Raw genomic sequence first — 15,858 nt, 5'->3', positions numbered from 1 at the left:
GAGTTTTAGTATTTCTTCGGCTTTGGTGCCCGCTCCTATAGTCGGCTCTCTTCCTACTGATTAGCGGCTACGGGTTCGGTAAGCAAATTGCCGCGAATATAAAACGTCATCGGGTCGGTAATTTCCACCTGCACAAACGTACCGATCAATTCTTTAGGCCCTTCAAAATGCACCAGCTTGTTGGTGCGCGTACGTCCAGCCAGAACGGACGAGTTTCGTTTGCTCTCACCTTCTACGAGCACCTCAACAATTTTGCCGCGCTGCTGTTCATTACTGCGGTGGCTGTATTCGTTGATCGTTTCGTTCAGGCGTTTCAGACGTTCCTTCTTCACTTCCATCGGAACATTATCCTCCATCACCGCTGCAGGTGTGCCTTCACGTGGAGAATAGATGTACGTATATGCAAAATCATAACCAACTTCACGTACAAGTGAAAGAGTATCCTCAAATTGCTCATCCGTTTCACCAGGGAAGCCCACGATGAAATCAGTCGTCAAAACAACGTCCGGAATAGCCGCTTTGATCTTCGCTGCCAGATTCAGATAGTGTTCCCGCGTATACTTCCGGCTCATACGTTTAAGCACTTCTGTGCTGCCCGATTGTACCGGCAGGTGGATGTGCTCCACCAGATTGCCACCCTTGGCAAGCACTTCAATCAGATGATCATCGAAGTCACGCGGGTGGCTTGTTGTAAAGCGCACACGCGGTATATCTATTTTGCGAATATCATCCATCAGGTCACCGAAGCTGTACTTCAGATCTGTGAAGTCCTTGCCATACGCATTCACATTCTGACCCAGCAGTGTGATCTCCTTGAAGCCTTGTCTGGCAAGCTCTCTCACTTCCGCAATAACGTCCTCTGGACGGCGGCTGCGCTCCTTACCCCGGGTAAACGGCACAATGCAGTATGTACAGAACTTGTCGCAGCCGTACATAATGTTCACCCAGCCGCGCATGCCTTCACGTTTTTTCGGCAGGTTCTCGATAATGTCGCCTTCCTTGGACCATACCTCAACAACCATCTCTTTGCTGAAGATTGCTTCCTGAATCAGATGTGGCAGTCGGTGTACATTGTGTGTACCAAAGATCATATCAACAAAACCATGCTTCTGCATGATCCGGTTAACGACACCTTCTTCCTGAGACATACATCCGCATACTCCGAGCAGCAGGCCCGGGTTTTCAAGCTTCAGCGTTTTCAGATGACCCAGCTCGCCAAACACCTTGTCCTCTGCATTCTCACGAATTGCGCAAGTGTTAAGCAGAATAATATCCGCCTCTTTACGATCCTCTGTCGCTTCATACCCCATCGTTTCGAGCAGGCCCTTAATCGTCTCCGAGTCATGCTCGTTCATCTGACATCCATAGGTATACACGATATAATGCTTGCCCTTTCCGATGGACCTGAGTTCATCAGGAACCGCAGTGTCATACAGAACCTGGATATCTTCCTTGCCCCTTTGTTTCTCCTGTCGATGGTTCGGTTCCGCCTTGATATTAATCTCACGGCCACGAATTCTAATTTTTTTGCTGAATTCATCTTGCGAAATTACTTTGGCATCGGAGAAATCAAAATATTGGGAGTAATCCTTTTTTGAGTCTTTAGCCATTTCCTTCGGTCACTCCTTACAGCCTCTATTCATAAAAAGCGTTCAATTCTTCATTGTTTTGCAAGCATTTCAATTCTCATGCATCAAAAGAGCATTACAGCAAATTATAACATGAATTGGGCTGCAGTTCCACCTGCAAACAGCGCTGCTGCCTTATCGGTTTTGTCTGAAGAACACTCTGCTTATACCCTCTTCCACAACAAAATGACCCATCGTTTATCCAACAAAAACCAGAGCTATTTAATACCAAAAAACCTGAGCAGCCTGGAGAGCAGTTCAACAAAAGAACTGTCTGCTCCAGAACACTCAGGTTTCTTGCAATCACCTAGGGACTTCCCCTCATACAGCCTGCACTGCGCATGAAGGTCGCCTAAGATCAATTAGTCGATGATTTCAGCTGTGTCGCCATTACGTGCGCCCGCAGCATTGGCTTCATCTGTATCAATATGCATATCCAGTGCAAAGGAATCGGATACACGAGCCAGTACATTTTCGAGTACCAGACCGCGTTCTCCACCCAAGCGTACTTTCAGCATTTGTTTGTCTTCAATACCCCATTTGGCTGCATCGGACGTGTGGAAGTGAATGTGACGAGCCGCAACGATAACACCTTTGTCGATCGTTACTTCGCCTGCTGGTCCTTTGATTGTAATGCCTGGTGTGCCTTCGATGCTTCCGGATTCACGCACAGGTGCTTTAACACCAATGGCAAAAGAATCTGTCATGGAGATTTCCAGTTGTGTTTCAGGGCGAACAGGGCCGAGAATACGCACTTTATCAAACTGCCCTTTGGAACCAATAACTGCTACTGTTTCGTTAGCAGCATATTGTCCTGGCTGGGACAGTGGTTTAAATTCAGTCAGTTCATAACCTTTGCCGAACAAAATCTCAACGTGCTCTTGGGATACATGAATGTGACGGGCAGATACGCCCACAGGTACTGTTTTACTCATCCTAAATTCACTCCTTGTTTATCTATGGCCTGTAGACAGGCTCTTAACAATCCAAGTGGTATTATACTCCTTTTTATCGTGAAATGAAAACGAACTGCTTGAAAATTCATGAAATACACTTATTTTATCAAAATGTTTTCCATTTTAAGTCTCTTATGGTCTTCTCTCTGGCAAGTGTTCCCCCAGATACCGCATCGCATTCCCCCATAACCATCCGTGCACAAGACCTTCGTCATAGTGCTTCAGTAAAACTTCAGTCAGCTTCGGGTAACATCCCGCGTTCTCCAGCCCTTGAATTTTCACAGGTATTCCGTCAAAATCTGAACCCATCATCAAGTGATGAGCCCCGCCGAGTGAACAGATGTGCTCGATGTGCGGAAGTAAATCCTCTATACGGACTTTCTCTTCCTCCCGGACAAACCACGGTACAAAGGTCAGTCCAATTCGTCCTTCTCTGGCGATGATAGCCTGAATCTGATCATCCTTCAGATTGCGTACGTGCGGGCATACGCTGTAGCTGTTCGAATGAGAGGCTATGAAGGGGCGTTCGCTCAGATCGGCCAGTTCCCAGAACCCTTTTTCTGATAAATGAGATACGTCCAGCAGCATCCCCGTCCGGTTGCAAAGCAGCACCAGTTCCCTGCCTTTAGCAGTCAGGCCCGCTCCGCGCTTCTCCATAATGCCATCCGCGGCCCAGTTCGCGTGATTCCAAGTGAGTCCGACAATGCGCACCCCCATCTGAAAACACAGTTCGAGATAAAAGAGGTTGCCCTCAAGCCCATCCACGCCCTCAAGCGTAATAAGGCCCCAGGGTTCGCTTGCCACCCCGTGTTGAATCTGTACAGCCTGTTCCCGCCAAAGCAGCGTTTGAACCCCGCTGGAGCGCTCTGCGCTGTACTCCACCTTTTTACGATACAGCTCCAGTTGTCCCATTACATGTTCAAACTTGCCTCGGCCCAGCACCTCGGGTAAATAGATCGCAAACGCCTGCAGGTTCACTCCACCTTCCTGCATTCGCTGCAAATTCACATCCAGCTCAGAAGCAGTCTCGAATGAAAGCTCAGGCTTCATCAGCAGTTTACTCAGTGCATCACAATGAAAATCAGCTATGCGCCAGTCCGTTCTCGTCATCTCTCATCCCCCTGTTAACTGTAAATTACCCAATTCATCTGCCGAATGTCTGAAAATAACGCAAAAAAACCTGTCTACTTTATTCGTAAACAGGCTCATGCATACGCTTGATACATGTATTATCTGGGCTCCACAATCAGCTTGATGGCCGTTCGGTCCTCACCGTCAATCACAATGTCTGTAAAAGCTGGAATACAAATCAGGTCAACTCCGCTTGGTGCTACAAATCCCCGGGCAATCGCTACCGCTTTAATGGCTTGGTTCAGTGCTCCCGCTCCAATTGCCTGCAGTTCAGCATTTCCACGTTCACGAAGAACTCCTGCAAGAGCGCCGGCTACAGAGTTAGGATTGGACTTTGCTGAAACTTTTAATACATCCATGGTAAGTACCTCCCTGGGAATGTTGAAAGTTTGTTTCCACTTACTAGATGTTATTCGCGGGAGGCAAAAAAATTCCTTCTTTTTAGCAGAGTTGCCCGGCAAAATGGGACAATACCCCTATTCCATGCGCCACTCATCTTCCATCAAACGAATCTTCTCAATGCGTGTTGCCGCCCCGGTCGCTTCGTCAATATCAACAACAGCACCATGAAAATGCCATTTCCCGTCATCGACGACAAACCGCACGGGAAGCTGGGTATAGAACTTGCGCAGCACCGCTTCACGTTCCATTCCAAGGATGCCATCACGAGGTCCTACCATGCCTGCATCCGTCAAATACGCTGTACCTCCAGGCAGAATCCGTTCGTCATTACTTTGCACATGGGTATGAGTACCTACAACAAAGGAGGCGCGCCCATCCAGATGCCATCCCATGGCAATCTTCTCCGAAGTTGCCTCCGCGTGCATATCGACCAGAATGCATTTATAGTTTTTGCGCAGCTCGTCTACAATCTCATCCGCTGCACGAAATGGGCAATCAATCGCTGGCAGGAACGTTCTGCCCTGCAGATTCACAATGGCAAGTTCCTTGCCTTCGCCCTTGACCACTGTATAACCGCGGCCCGGTGTGCCTGGTGGGAAGTTTGCCGGTCTGATCATGCGAGGTTCATCATCTATAAAATCAAAAATGTCCTTATTGTCCCAAGTATGGTTGCCCAGCGTGATGCCATGCACACCCCAATTAAAAAATTCGTTTGCAATTGCACCTGTAATTCCGCGCCCTGCTGCTGCATTCTCCCCATTGACAATGATGACATGAGGTTTATATTTCGATTTCAGGTAAGGCAAATTTTCCTTGAGTGCTTTACGACCAACATTTCCTACGATATCTCCGATAAATAAAACTTTCACGAATACTGCCTCCTCAAGTTCCTGCATCGCTTATGAACAGGAAAAGTGGCACGCAGATGCGGCCACTTTTCCGTAATGGTTTATTTTGCGTATTCAACCGCCCGGGTTTCCCGGATGACGGTGACTTTGATATGACCTGGATAATCGAGTTCATTCTCGATCATCTTCGTAATATCCCGTGCGAGACGGAAGGCTTCAGCATCATCAATCTTCTCAGGCTGCACCATGACACGAACCTCGCGTCCAGCCTGAATGGCGTACGATTTCTCGACACCTTCGAAGGATTCCGAAATTTCTTCCAGCTTCTCCAGTCGTTTGATATACGTTTCCAGCGTTTCACGGCGTGCACCTGGTCTTGCTGCCGACAGCGCATCTGCTGCGCCAACCAGCATTGCAATAACAGAAGTCGCTTCGCAATCCCCGTGGTGGGAAGCGATACTGTTAATAACCACTGGATGTTCCTTGTATTTCTTCGCCAGCTCCACGCCAATTTCGACGTGCGATCCTTCCACTTCGTGATCCAGCGCTTTACCAATGTCATGCAGTAAACCTGCACGTCTTGCCAAAGTTACGTCTTCTCCGAGTTCACCCGCCATCAATCCTGCCAGATAAGCGACCTCCATCGAATGTTTCAAGACGTTCTGACCGTAACTTGTACGGAACTTCAGGCGACCCAGAATCTTGATCAGATCCGGATGCAGACCATGCACACCCACTTCAAAGGTAGCTTGCTCACCGTATTCACGTATACGCTCATCCACTTCTTTACGGGATTTCTCCACCATCTCTTCAATGCGCGCAGGGTGAATCCGTCCATCTGCGACCAGCTTCTCCAGTGCAGTGCGGGCAATTTCACGGCGAATCGGGTCAAAGCCCGACAAAATAACAGCTTCTGGCGTATCATCGATAATGAGGTCAATCCCGGTAAGGGTTTCAAGCGCACGGATGTTACGTCCTTCACGACCGATAATCCGGCCTTTCATTTCTTCATTAGGCAACGTTACAACGGATACCGTTGTCTCCGCCACGTGGTCAGCTGCACAGCGCTGGATGGCGAGTGTAATAATCTCGCGAGACTTTTTGTCCGCCTCTTCCTTCGCCTGCTGTTCAATGTCCTTGATCATTTGAGCCGTCTCATGACGAACTTCCTGTTCAACGTTGGACAGTATGATACTGCGTGCATCCTCCATAGTGAGGTTAGAGATCCGTTCAAGCTCTGTTACCTGGTTTTTGTAGATCATTTCGATCTGCTGCTGTGTTTCATCGATACGTTTCTCTTTGTTTGCCACTTGCTCTTCTTTACGTTCGAGTGATTCCAATTTTTTATCCAGCGACTCTTCTTTTTGCAACAATCGTCTCTCTTGTCGTTGAATTTCGTTCCGACGTTCACGAGTGTCTTTTTCAGCTTCGGCGCGAATACGATGGATCTCATCCTTCGCTTCCAGCACCGTTTCTTTCTTCAGTGCCTCTGCCTCTTTTTTCGCGTTCTCCACGATTTGTACGGCAGCTTGTTCCGCACTAGAGATTTTAGCCTCTGCAAGAGATTTGCGAATAAAATATCCGACTCCGAACCCAATAACGAGCGCGGCCACAACGAGAGCGATCGTGATAGCAATGTCCATACTGTTCACCTCCTCGTTGGTTCCTCCAAGGCACGCCTTGGGTCAACTTTTTCTGTTTTCATACCTTACATATGTTTGGGAATAAAGAATACTCACGGCGATCCCCCGCCGATTTTCATTTCACATGTACATGACTCTACATGTACTATTCACTGTTTCCAGTGAACCCATAATCAGGAATGGTATAAACCTGCAGAAGCAGAAACCGCTTTTTTGGAAGGAAAAAGGGTTGTCCTTTTCTTACAGACTCATGTCCATTTTAGTATTTGACGAAAGAAATTGTCAAGAGAATGCAGGATTGTTAGTCTTCTCGTCTAGTCCCATAACATTGCTTCGTCATCTTCGAGGTCTTCCGCCCCATCCTCTTCTATTAAACGATTCACGACCCGGCGCACCATATCCATGCTAAAACCGCGCCGCATCAAGTAAGCAAACGTTTTGCGCTTCTTCTCCTGCACGTCTCCCCGCACCTGTTTCCATTTTTTACGGCCAGCTGTCAATGCAGTGTCCAGCTCTGCCTCAGCACTCACATCATCCAGCACCTCTGCAATGAGTTCATTCGCGATGCCTTTTTGACGCAGTTCCTGCCGTATCCACAGTTTTCCCTTCCGCTGGCCCTCCATACGCTGTCTTGTCCATTCCTTGGCAAAAAGATCGTCATCAACAAGCTTCTCTTGCTCAAGCCGATCAAGAACCTCTTCTATGATCGATATCGCGAACTCCTTTTGCTTTAGCTTTTGTCTCAATTCATGACGTGTTCGTTGCTTAAATTCCAAAAAACGCAATGATTGCACATACGTCCGCTGCCGCTCATCCGCAATCAGGATCGCCTCCAGATCCTTCTTCATAAAGGTACTTCCGCGAGTAAGCCTGTACTTGATCATGACATCTTCCAGAACAGTAATGGAATGAATACCAAATGAAATCCGATAGCGGGCTTCTCTGCTCTTGGTTCGTTCTACCATTGTAATGACAAGCTCTTCATTGTCTGGAAGCTGGGAGATGCCGTCTGCCTCGGCCTGTCCATGCAGTTCTTCTTCAAGTTCATCATTTTCATCATATTCATGCTGATTTTGGCGATGCCTCACTACGTTCTTCACACTCCCCGTTATTCTCTGTTTGGGTTAAAATACACTTGTCTCTGCTCATTCTTTCATTCAGATGGCATAGATGCTAACAGCCTCTGTCCGGAATGGACAGAGGCTGTTAGCGCGAGAAACCAATCCTATTTAGCTAAATAAGCATAAGCGCCCGCTCAATACAAGTTTTAGGACATGTCAGAGGACAAGAATCTGTCCCGAAAAAAAGGATTACTCATTAATTTCAAATAATTCCTGTTCCTCAGCCGCTTCTTTTTCTTGTTCTTCGCTCGTTGGTGCAGGAACAGCTGTTGTCAAATTGCTGGCTTCACGAATTTTTTGCTCGATTACATCAGCAATTTCTTTATGTTCTTTCATAAACTGCTTTGCATTCTCACGACCCTGGCCTAAGCGCTCACCTTCGTAAGAATACCAGGCACCACTTTTATTAACGATATCCAGTTCTGTACCAATGTCGATGATACTTCCCTCTTTGGAAATACCTTCACCGTACATAATATCAACTTCCGCTTGTTTAAATGGAGGTGCTACTTTATTTTTTACCACTTTAATACGAGTACGGTTACCCGTAATGTCATTACCTGATTTGATGCTCTCAATACGGCGCACATCGAGACGAATCGTAGAATAGAACTTCAATGCACGACCGCCAGGTGTCGTTTCAGGGTTACCAAACATTACGCCAACTTTCTCACGAAGCTGGTTGATGAAGATTGCAATCGTTTTGGATTTACTGATCGCTCCGGACAATTTACGCAGTGCTTGTGACATCAAACGCGCCTGCAAGCCTACGTGGGAATCCCCCATCTCTCCTTCAATCTCTGCTTTCGGTACAAGAGCTGCTACCGAGTCAATAACGATGATGTCTACTGCACCACTGCGTACAAGTGCCTCCGCAATCTCCAAGCCCTGCTCTCCCGTATCCGGCTGGGACAAAAGCAACTCATCAATGTTAACGCCCAGTTTGCTCGCATAATTCGGATCAAGCGCATGCTCGGCATCGATGAATGCTGCTTGTCCACCCACGCGTTGAACCTCGGCAATCGCGTGCAGTGCTACAGTTGTTTTACCTGAAGATTCAGGTCCATATATTTCAACAATACGGCCTTTAGGCAAGCCGCCTGTTCCTAGTGCAATATCCAAAGCCAATGATCCACTGGGAATAATTTCCACATTCATGTGAGTTGACTCACCCAGTTTCATGATGGAACCTTTACCAAATTGCTTCTCTATTTGACGGAGCGCCATATCAAGCGCGGCACGACGGTCTGACAATAAACTCACACCCTTTACTGTTTATAATGTAATGATACCTTGTTTTTACTCGTTTGCCAAGCTTTTTTTCGAACATACATTCGTTTTTTTGTTCAGGCCGAGGCGCCTCTTCCTCATCGAAATGTATTCAAGAAACAGAAAAAGAACCGTAAACAAGGCTGTACAGCCACATTTTACGGTTCTTCCGTCTCAACACATTATACTTCCTTCATTACACAAAAGCAAACCATTCCATGCTTATCAGTCAATGGCGACTAACTTTTGCCACAAACGATACAGGATCGCTTTTGCCGAACGAATACGGACCGTCTCCCGGTTACCGTTAATTCGCAGCTCATGAATTTCAGTATCCTTTCCACGCTCAGCCAAAGCGATAAACACAAGCCCAGGTGGTTTACGTTCCGAATATCCTGGACCAGCTACTCCCGTAATCGCCAGACCGAAATCAGCATCCCCGATCATACGAACCTGCTCTGCAAGCACTTTAGCCACCTCAGGACTAACCGCACCCGGAGCGTCCTCACCTTCTAGATAGCTGTGCGGCACGTTAAGCAGCTTTTCTTTAATTTCATTGGAATAACAGACGATGCCACCCTTCAGCATCGAGGCACTTCCTGGCACAGAAGTGAGGCTTTGCATTACAAGCCCTCCTGTACAGCTCTCAGCGGCGCTCAGGGTCAGTCCCATATCAGACATCATCGTGACAATTGTGTACTCTATAGGCACATCCTCGGTCGCGTAGAGGTGTTCGGCCAGACGCTCACGAATCTGCACCTCCATCGCATCCAGCTTCAGCTTGGCCTCTCCTTCGCTTGCTGCTTTGGTAGATACACGTACAGTAACCTCTCCCTCGCTTGCATAAGGGGCAATCGTAGGATCAGTCTGCGCATCAATAAGATCAAGCAGGCGATCCTCCAGTGCGGATTCACCAATGCCTGCAAACTTGAGCATACGTGAATAAATCGGCATTTCTTCAGTAAGAACATGCTGCAGCAGCCACGGCTTGACCTCCTGCTCAAACATCGGAATGAGCTCTTTAGGCGGTCCAGGCATCACGACATAATATTTGTCATTGTCCGCAATGGCATTGCCTGCGGCAAGACCCGTTTCATTCGCCAAGGGTGTTCCACCTTCAATAACGATGGCTTGACGCCGGTTGTTCTCTGTCATCTCTACATTGCGTTCACGGAAGAAACCTTCAATCTTGTCCATCGCCATACGATCAATGTGCAGCTTTCGTTGGAGCACAGCCGCAAGCGCATCTTTGGTCAGATCATCCTGGGTAGGACCGATGCCGCCTGAAAATAAAATAACATCAGCGCGTCCCTGCGCAATACGGATCGCTTCACTAAGCCGATTCAGATTATCACCAACCACGGTCTGAAAGTATACGTCAATTCCCATGGCTGCAAGTTCCCGGGAAAGATATCTGGCATTCGTATTAACGATTTGTCCCAGCAACAGTTCGGTTCCGACTGCAATAATCTCTGCCTTCATTTCAGTATCCTCCTGTACACATGTTGAGTAGAGCGTAATCAAAGGGCAATAGGATAAGTTCCTATTGCCCTTTGACCCGATGAGTCTTTCATCATTACCCGTTTCAGCGTAAAACATTACGCTTCGGATAAAGTAAAATATTACACCTTGGATAGATGAAGCAGATTTTTGTTTTTGATAAAGTAGTCAACCCCAGACCAGATCGTGATCAGCGCTGCTGCCCACACTGCAATAACATCCACATGGATGCCTGTGTACGAAAACGGGAAATTGTTCAGCAGCAGCAAAACAATCGCTACAATCTGCACCACCGTCTTCAGTTTGCCCCAAGCACTCGCAGCAACAACCGAACCATCAAGCAAAGCAATTTGACGCAGCCCGGTTACAGCAAATTCACGGCTGATAATGACAACAGCAATCCAGGAATCCAGCTTGCCCATCTGCACCAGCGAGATCAAAACAGCGGTAACCAGCAGTTTATCTGCAAGAGGGTCAAGCAGTTTGCCCAGATTGGTGACCATATTGTTTTTCCTTGCAAGATAGCCGTCTATTCCATCCGTGCTTGCAGCTACGATAAAAATGAAAGCAGCAATTAATTGATTATATGGAAGCGCAAGACTTCCAAGCTGTAGCGGCTCGGGATAAAACGGAAAATCCACAAGCAGAAACACCATTAAAAAAGGGATTAAGCAAATTCGTGCAAGCGTAATCCGGTTGGGTAAATTCACAAGACGCCCTCCCTTTGTATCCTCCATTACTTCAAACATTCATCTTAATCCCGTATTCATCATCTGAAGCATGGAATAAACGTTTCAAACGTTCGACTTGTATTCACATGAAACCCTATGTAGAAACGCAAAAAATAAAGTCTACCGCTCAAACGCAAAACCGCTTTGAATCGCTTCGGTGACTTCCAGAAGTATACTGCTTTTCACAAAGTCAGCAAACGATGAGGACTGGACTTGATGCATGACTGCCAGCAATGCACATTCAGTATAATATACGTATCAATATAGTGTCAAAAAAGCAATATGAAATGGTGTCAAAACAGTTGGTGTCATCTCAACTTTTATTTGAAGTTGGTATACTGCAGATCCAGCGGCAAGTTAGCCCCGTTAAGCATCTGCATCACGGCTTGCAGATCATTTTTACTTTTGCCTGTGACGCGAAGCTGATCGCCTTGAATCTGACTCTTAACCTTCAGCTTGGAGTCACGAATCAGAATATTGATTTTTTTGGCAACATCCTGATCAATGCCTTGTTTGAAATTCAAACGCTGACGAACCGTTCCTGAGGAAGCAGGCTCTACCTTGGCGTAATCAATATTTTTCAGCGGCAGACCGCGCTTTGCCATTTTGGATTGCAGTACATCAATAACAGCCTTCAATTTTGTCTCATCATCTGACACAATTGTCAGAGCATCTTTGTCAAGCTTCAGACTGCTCTTGCTGCCCTTGAAATCATAACGAGTGCCAATTTCCTTTTCCGTTTGTGTAACGGCGTTTGTCAATTCCTGCAAGTCCATTTTGGACACGATATCAAATGAATTTTCTGAACTCAAATCGAGTCACCCTTTCAGTTAATCATATGTTCTGTAACATTATAGAGTAAACTTCACACAAAAGTCTAATGTTGAGCAGGGTGAAACCATAGAAAAAAGCATTTTTGGCACACCTCTCGGTCACCAAAAATGCTTGCTGGTTAAGCTGCCCTCTAATATCGGCTGCGGTCAGGCTGTCTGAACATATCAAGCACACCAAGAAGGATATGTGCAAGACCAAAGCCCAATATTCCGTAGCCCCAGGCATTTGGAGTCAGGTAATAACCCAGGAGGCTGACAATAATGCCTAAACCCGTTACGATCCAGCTGACTGTCATGGCCGTCCACCTCACTTCACCATAAGTTAATTGCAATTTGAGACAACGTTATTGTCCCCTGCAGTTCACCTGGTTATTCGCCACTTGAACTTGAACTTCCGCCCTCTGTAGAATCTCCGGAACTGTTTGCACCTGTGCCCTCAGTTCCCGCAGATGAAGCGGTACTATCCGTATCAAGTTTGAGACGAATACGGTTTGTCGCTTTGCCGTCCGTTACCACTTGACCGCCAACATCAATGGTGGTTGCTGCCGCATAACCAGACTTAATGTACATACCTGCGCTATCCAGTGTGAAAGTAAATGAATCCCCGTCTGCAGTATTGCCATACTGCAGCTTTTCCCCGCTCGAATTCTCGCCTTTATACACTTCTAGCCAGCTGTTTCCCGTCGCTTTGATCGTCACCGTTACAGGCTGACCCGCACTTCCGGCAACCTTGAAGTTTGTAATGTTACCTGACTTGCCATCTTCCGAAACGGTGACTGAGCCAGGTGTACTTGGAGGAGTCTGTTCTCCTTGGTTATCACCTGTCTGTCCATCCGTTTGCCCTTCAGTCTGCCCGCTGCCTTGTTCATCGGTCTGACCGTTACTTTCCGTACCGCCACCGTTGCCACCTGCTTCACCTTTACCCGTATCTTCCGAACCCGAGTCCGTTGCAGGCGGAGTCGCTGCTTGACCGTTGTCCGTCGATGGATCAGGTTTGTCCGCAGGCGGCTTCTGGCTGTCTGTAATTTTCGTATCATCCAGTCCTTGGGGATTGGTATCGTCTGCTTTGTTGTTAGCCATGTAAACATACAAAAGAACGATAATCAGAATAGGGAACGTCCACATCAGCGCAACAGACATCCATCGATTGCTCCGCTCCACCGGTCTGTTTGCGCGCTTCTGGATTACAGGCTCCATCGTTGCTTCTGCTGCCTCTGCAGGCACGTCCTTTTTATGTCCTTCCAGCAGCTCATCCGGATTCAGTCCCACGGTTTCCGCATAGGTTTTAATAAATGCACGCACATAGAAGCTGCCGGGCAACACTTTATAGTCCCCCGCCTCTATCGCCTCCAGGTACCTCTTGCGAATTTTAGTCATTTCCTGTACATCGTCGAGACTCATCCCTTTTTGCAGCCGGGCCTCTCTTAACTGCTGACCCAGTTCAGACATGCCATCTCCTCCTTATGTTTATCTCTTCAGTAGTTGCTCATCTATTCCATGATTCCGTACGGAGCTTTACAGTTCGTCGGTGTAGCTTGCCGTAAAGGTATCATAAATAATTTCTTCGTTAGGGTTGTTACGCAGTTCAATAATAATATCAAAATCATTATAGTCATATTCGGATTCCTGCACAAAAATATCCGGATGCTCAATCACTTTCGTGCTTGGCATCGTCATAATATCCTGAAGCAGATTATAATGCCTTTCACTGGATCGAATTGTACTCACAATGCCGTCAATAATAAACACGTTGTTCGGATTCAGCTCATCCTCGGACATCTGACTCCGAATCGTTTGACGAAGAAGGGTGGAGGATACAAAGGTCCACCGTTTCATGGCGCATACACTGCCTGCGATAATTGACTCTGTTTTGCCTACACGCGGCATTCCGCGCAAGCCAATGACCTGATTGCCTTCTCTTTTAAATACTTCACCCAAAAAATCCACAAGTAACCCAAGTTCGTCACGAGTAAAACGAAATGTTTTGCGGTCATCCGAATCCCGGTCAATATACCGGCCATGACGAACAGCAAGAATATCCACCAGCTTGGGCTGACGCAAGGCCGATACCGTAATACTGTTGACTTTGCTAAGCATCTCTCCAAGCAGACGGATTTTCTCGTCATCATCGGATTCAAGCAGCATGCCCCTTGTTTTGCCTTCTACACCGTTGATGGTCAATATATTGACTTCCAGCATACCCAGCATAGAGGCAATATCCCCTAGAAGACCAGGTCTGTTCTTATGTATTTTATATTCCATATACCATTGTTTAGTTTCCATTTATACACCCCGTAATGCATTATTCCACATTATTCGACAACATCTGAACGCGTCCACTGAACGAAATTCGGAGTCATCTTCTAAAAATGGGTCACGTTAATGATATATAAAATGAAAATGAATTACAAGAACAGCTCTGTAATCCGTTTGTAATCATTAGAGAAAAGCCCCCTTGCGGGAGCTCTCCATCTTTTACCTTATGCGTTTTGTTTGGCCAATTTGACCATCAGGCACGCAATCGTACGACGCTCATCTGCATCGCCGACATCCCATAGTTCCTTCAATGCCCGGTTGGAATGGTTCGCCGGATCAACCTTCTCATCCAGAAAGTCACCGATCTCGTACGCGAGTTTGTTGATGGTCTCTTCACTCATGCCCATCTTCTCGGCTTGCCGCACGCGATCACCCAGAAACTTCTTCCACGTGTCAAAGTTGGAAACTACTGTATTGTCTGTTGACATGATAAATCCTCCTTAGCTGACGCATGAGATTTAAAATCAACAGTTGTAATATGTGCTTCCTGAACATTTTATATACGAGCTTTTGAAATAAAACTCCAATTCAGCTTTCTTGCACGAGCGCCCGCGCACCATGGGGTTCAATCCAGCCAATTCAGATCGTCGAATTCAACCAGTTCAGCCAGCAGTGCCTCCAGCTAAGTCAGCCAGCCCCCATTAGGACTTATGATCTGACCATTAATATATCCTGACTCTGGCAGCGCGAGAAAATATACGAGTGACGAAATCTCATCCGGCTGCCCAAGCCGCCCTGCCGGGATTTCGTCCTCCAGCATCTGCAGTTCACTTTGGTCCAGATGTTCTAACATCGTGGTCTGAACTGCACCCGGAGCAACAGCGTTAACAGTAACGCCGGATGGCGCCAGTTCTTTCGCGAGCGCCTTGGTGAAGGCATTCACGCCACCCTTGGTAGTGGAATAGAGCACCTCACAGGATGCACCGGATAACCCCCAGATTGACGATACGTTAATTATGCGTCCATACCGTTGGGAGATCATATGCGGCATCATTTCTTGAGTACACAGAAAAGTGCCTTTCAGATTAATAGCCATCACTTCATCCCAGATGTCCTCTGTTACGTCAGACAGCAGACCATAGTGAGATATGCCTGCGTTATTGACCAGAATATCCGGCAGCAGCTCATGGGATGCCAGTTTGTCCCGCATGCGCTGAATCTGCTCTCGGCTGCGCAGATCGGCTGACACGGTCATAATGCGCCCGCTGCCCTTTTCCATACAACGTCTTGCTGCTTCATTGGCCGCCTCATGCGATTTCATATAGTGCAGCACTACATTCATGCCCACACTGGCAAACCGCTCTGCAATAGCCGCTCCAATGCCGCCGCTTGCACCGGTAACGAGTACCGTCATTTCCCCAATCGCCTTCACTGTCGTTTCCCCCATTACACATTCCTCTCACTTTCTTAATTGCACTTTACTCTTTATTTCATTAAGCTTTCCTCTTACTTCTTTATCATCTTAAAAGTATCCCAAATC

General features: G+C 47.1%; 16 protein-coding genes. All 16 read right to left on the bottom strand.

Going from position 1 to position 15,858, the window contains the following annotated elements:
- Positions 1-53: 53 nt before the first annotated feature.
- Positions 54-1,610, bottom strand: coding sequence for a tRNA (N6-isopentenyl adenosine(37)-C2)-methylthiotransferase MiaB (miaB, locus tag HNR77_RS02380; RefSeq protein WP_184180355.1), 1,557 nt, complete (start codon positions 1,608-1,610; stop codon positions 54-56).
- Between the two features lie 380 nt (positions 1,611-1,990).
- Positions 1,991-2,563, bottom strand: a complete 573-nt coding sequence (gene pduL / locus HNR77_RS02375; RefSeq protein WP_184180352.1) for a phosphate propanoyltransferase — start codon at positions 2,561-2,563, stop codon at positions 1,991-1,993.
- A gap of 153 nt (positions 2,564-2,716) precedes the next feature.
- Positions 2,717-3,694, bottom strand: coding sequence for a dipeptidase (locus HNR77_RS02370; RefSeq protein ID WP_184180351.1), 978 nt, complete (start codon positions 3,692-3,694; stop codon positions 2,717-2,719).
- A 119-nt stretch (positions 3,695-3,813) separates the two neighbouring features.
- Positions 3,814-4,074 carry a stage V sporulation protein S gene (locus HNR77_RS02365; RefSeq protein WP_007430104.1) on the bottom strand — a complete coding sequence of 87 codons (261 nt, stop codon included), beginning with the start codon at positions 4,072-4,074 and terminating at the stop codon, positions 3,814-3,816.
- 117 nt (positions 4,075-4,191) lie between these two features.
- Complete coding sequence (locus tag HNR77_RS02360) at positions 4,192-4,986, bottom strand: TIGR00282 family metallophosphoesterase (RefSeq protein ID WP_184180348.1); 795 nt, start codon at positions 4,984-4,986, stop codon at positions 4,192-4,194.
- Between the two features lie 80 nt (positions 4,987-5,066).
- Entirely contained in the window at positions 5,067-6,608 is a 1,542-nt protein-coding gene (gene rny, locus HNR77_RS02355; RefSeq protein ID WP_184180346.1) for a ribonuclease Y, read from the bottom strand.
- A gap of 314 nt (positions 6,609-6,922) precedes the next feature.
- Positions 6,923-7,696: a regulatory protein RecX gene (locus tag HNR77_RS02350; RefSeq protein ID WP_397365954.1), complete on the bottom strand. Its 774-nt coding sequence runs from the start codon at positions 7,694-7,696 to the stop codon at positions 6,923-6,925.
- A 222-nt stretch (positions 7,697-7,918) separates the two neighbouring features.
- A complete protein-coding gene (gene recA, locus HNR77_RS02345; RefSeq protein WP_111268738.1) occupies positions 7,919-8,983 on the bottom strand; it encodes a recombinase RecA in 1,065 nt (354 codons plus the stop codon).
- A 240-nt stretch (positions 8,984-9,223) separates the two neighbouring features.
- Positions 9,224-10,480, bottom strand: a complete 1,257-nt coding sequence (locus tag HNR77_RS02340; protein ID WP_184180344.1) for a competence/damage-inducible protein A — start codon at positions 10,478-10,480, stop codon at positions 9,224-9,226.
- A 140-nt stretch (positions 10,481-10,620) separates the two neighbouring features.
- Positions 10,621-11,208 carry a CDP-diacylglycerol--glycerol-3-phosphate 3-phosphatidyltransferase gene (gene pgsA / locus HNR77_RS02335; RefSeq protein ID WP_145402748.1) on the bottom strand — a complete coding sequence of 196 codons (588 nt, stop codon included), beginning with the start codon at positions 11,206-11,208 and terminating at the stop codon, positions 10,621-10,623.
- Positions 11,209-11,549: 341 nt separating this feature from the next.
- Positions 11,550-12,041: a YajQ family cyclic di-GMP-binding protein gene (locus HNR77_RS02330; protein WP_110893041.1), complete on the bottom strand. Its 492-nt coding sequence runs from the start codon at positions 12,039-12,041 to the stop codon at positions 11,550-11,552.
- A gap of 152 nt (positions 12,042-12,193) precedes the next feature.
- Positions 12,194-12,358: a hypothetical protein gene (locus tag HNR77_RS02325; RefSeq protein ID WP_184180342.1), complete on the bottom strand. Its 165-nt coding sequence runs from the start codon at positions 12,356-12,358 to the stop codon at positions 12,194-12,196.
- Between the two features lie 73 nt (positions 12,359-12,431).
- Positions 12,432-13,511, bottom strand: a complete 1,080-nt coding sequence (locus tag HNR77_RS02320; RefSeq protein WP_184180340.1) for a helix-turn-helix domain-containing protein — start codon at positions 13,509-13,511, stop codon at positions 12,432-12,434.
- Positions 13,512-13,577: 66 nt separating this feature from the next.
- A complete protein-coding gene (locus HNR77_RS02315) occupies positions 13,578-14,345 on the bottom strand; it encodes a DUF3388 domain-containing protein (RefSeq protein WP_145402750.1) in 768 nt (255 codons plus the stop codon).
- Between the two features lie 197 nt (positions 14,346-14,542).
- A complete protein-coding gene (locus HNR77_RS02310; protein WP_145402751.1) occupies positions 14,543-14,806 on the bottom strand; it encodes a DUF3243 domain-containing protein in 264 nt (87 codons plus the stop codon).
- Positions 14,807-15,000: 194 nt separating this feature from the next.
- A complete protein-coding gene (ymfI, locus tag HNR77_RS02305) occupies positions 15,001-15,765 on the bottom strand; it encodes an elongation factor P 5-aminopentanone reductase (protein WP_184180338.1) in 765 nt (254 codons plus the stop codon).
- Between the last annotated feature and the right edge of the window lie 93 nt (positions 15,766-15,858).

It is taken from the genome of Paenibacillus sp. JGP012 (assembly GCF_014203995.1).
Lineage (GTDB): Bacteria > Bacillota > Bacilli > Paenibacillales > Paenibacillaceae > Paenibacillus > Paenibacillus silvae.
Note: the sequence above shows the minus strand (reverse complement) of the source record. Positions and strands in the feature narration are given on the sequence as shown.

Bases quoted from the DNA above. Each gene is read 5' to 3' on its own strand.
- miaB (WP_184180355.1), bottom strand. From the start codon at position 1,610: ATGGCTAAAGACTCAAAAAAGGATTACTCCCAATATTTTGATTTCTCC.
- pduL (WP_184180352.1), bottom strand. From the start codon at position 2,563: ATGAGTAAAACAGTACCTGTGGGCGTATCTGCCCGTCACATTCATGTA.
- HNR77_RS02370 (WP_184180351.1), bottom strand. From the start codon at position 3,694: ATGACGAGAACGGACTGGCGCATAGCTGATTTTCATTGTGATGCACTG.
- HNR77_RS02365 (WP_007430104.1), bottom strand. From the start codon at position 4,074: ATGGATGTATTAAAAGTTTCAGCAAAGTCCAATCCTAACTCTGTAGCC.
- rny (WP_184180346.1), bottom strand. From the start codon at position 6,608: ATGGACATTGCTATCACGATCGCTCTCGTTGTGGCCGCGCTCGTTATT.
- HNR77_RS02340 (WP_184180344.1), bottom strand. From the start codon at position 10,480: ATGAAGGCAGAGATTATTGCAGTCGGAACCGAACTGTTGCTGGGACAA.
- HNR77_RS02325 (WP_184180342.1), bottom strand. From the start codon at position 12,358: ATGACAGTCAGCTGGATCGTAACGGGTTTAGGCATTATTGTCAGCCTC.
- HNR77_RS02320 (WP_184180340.1), bottom strand. From the start codon at position 13,511: ATGTCTGAACTGGGTCAGCAGTTAAGAGAGGCCCGGCTGCAAAAAGGG.
- HNR77_RS02315 (WP_145402750.1), bottom strand. From the start codon at position 14,345: ATGGAAACTAAACAATGGTATATGGAATATAAAATACATAAGAACAGA.
- HNR77_RS02310 (WP_145402751.1), bottom strand. From the start codon at position 14,806: ATGTCAACAGACAATACAGTAGTTTCCAACTTTGACACGTGGAAGAAG.
- ymfI (WP_184180338.1), bottom strand. From the start codon at position 15,765: ATGGGGGAAACGACAGTGAAGGCGATTGGGGAAATGACGGTACTCGTT.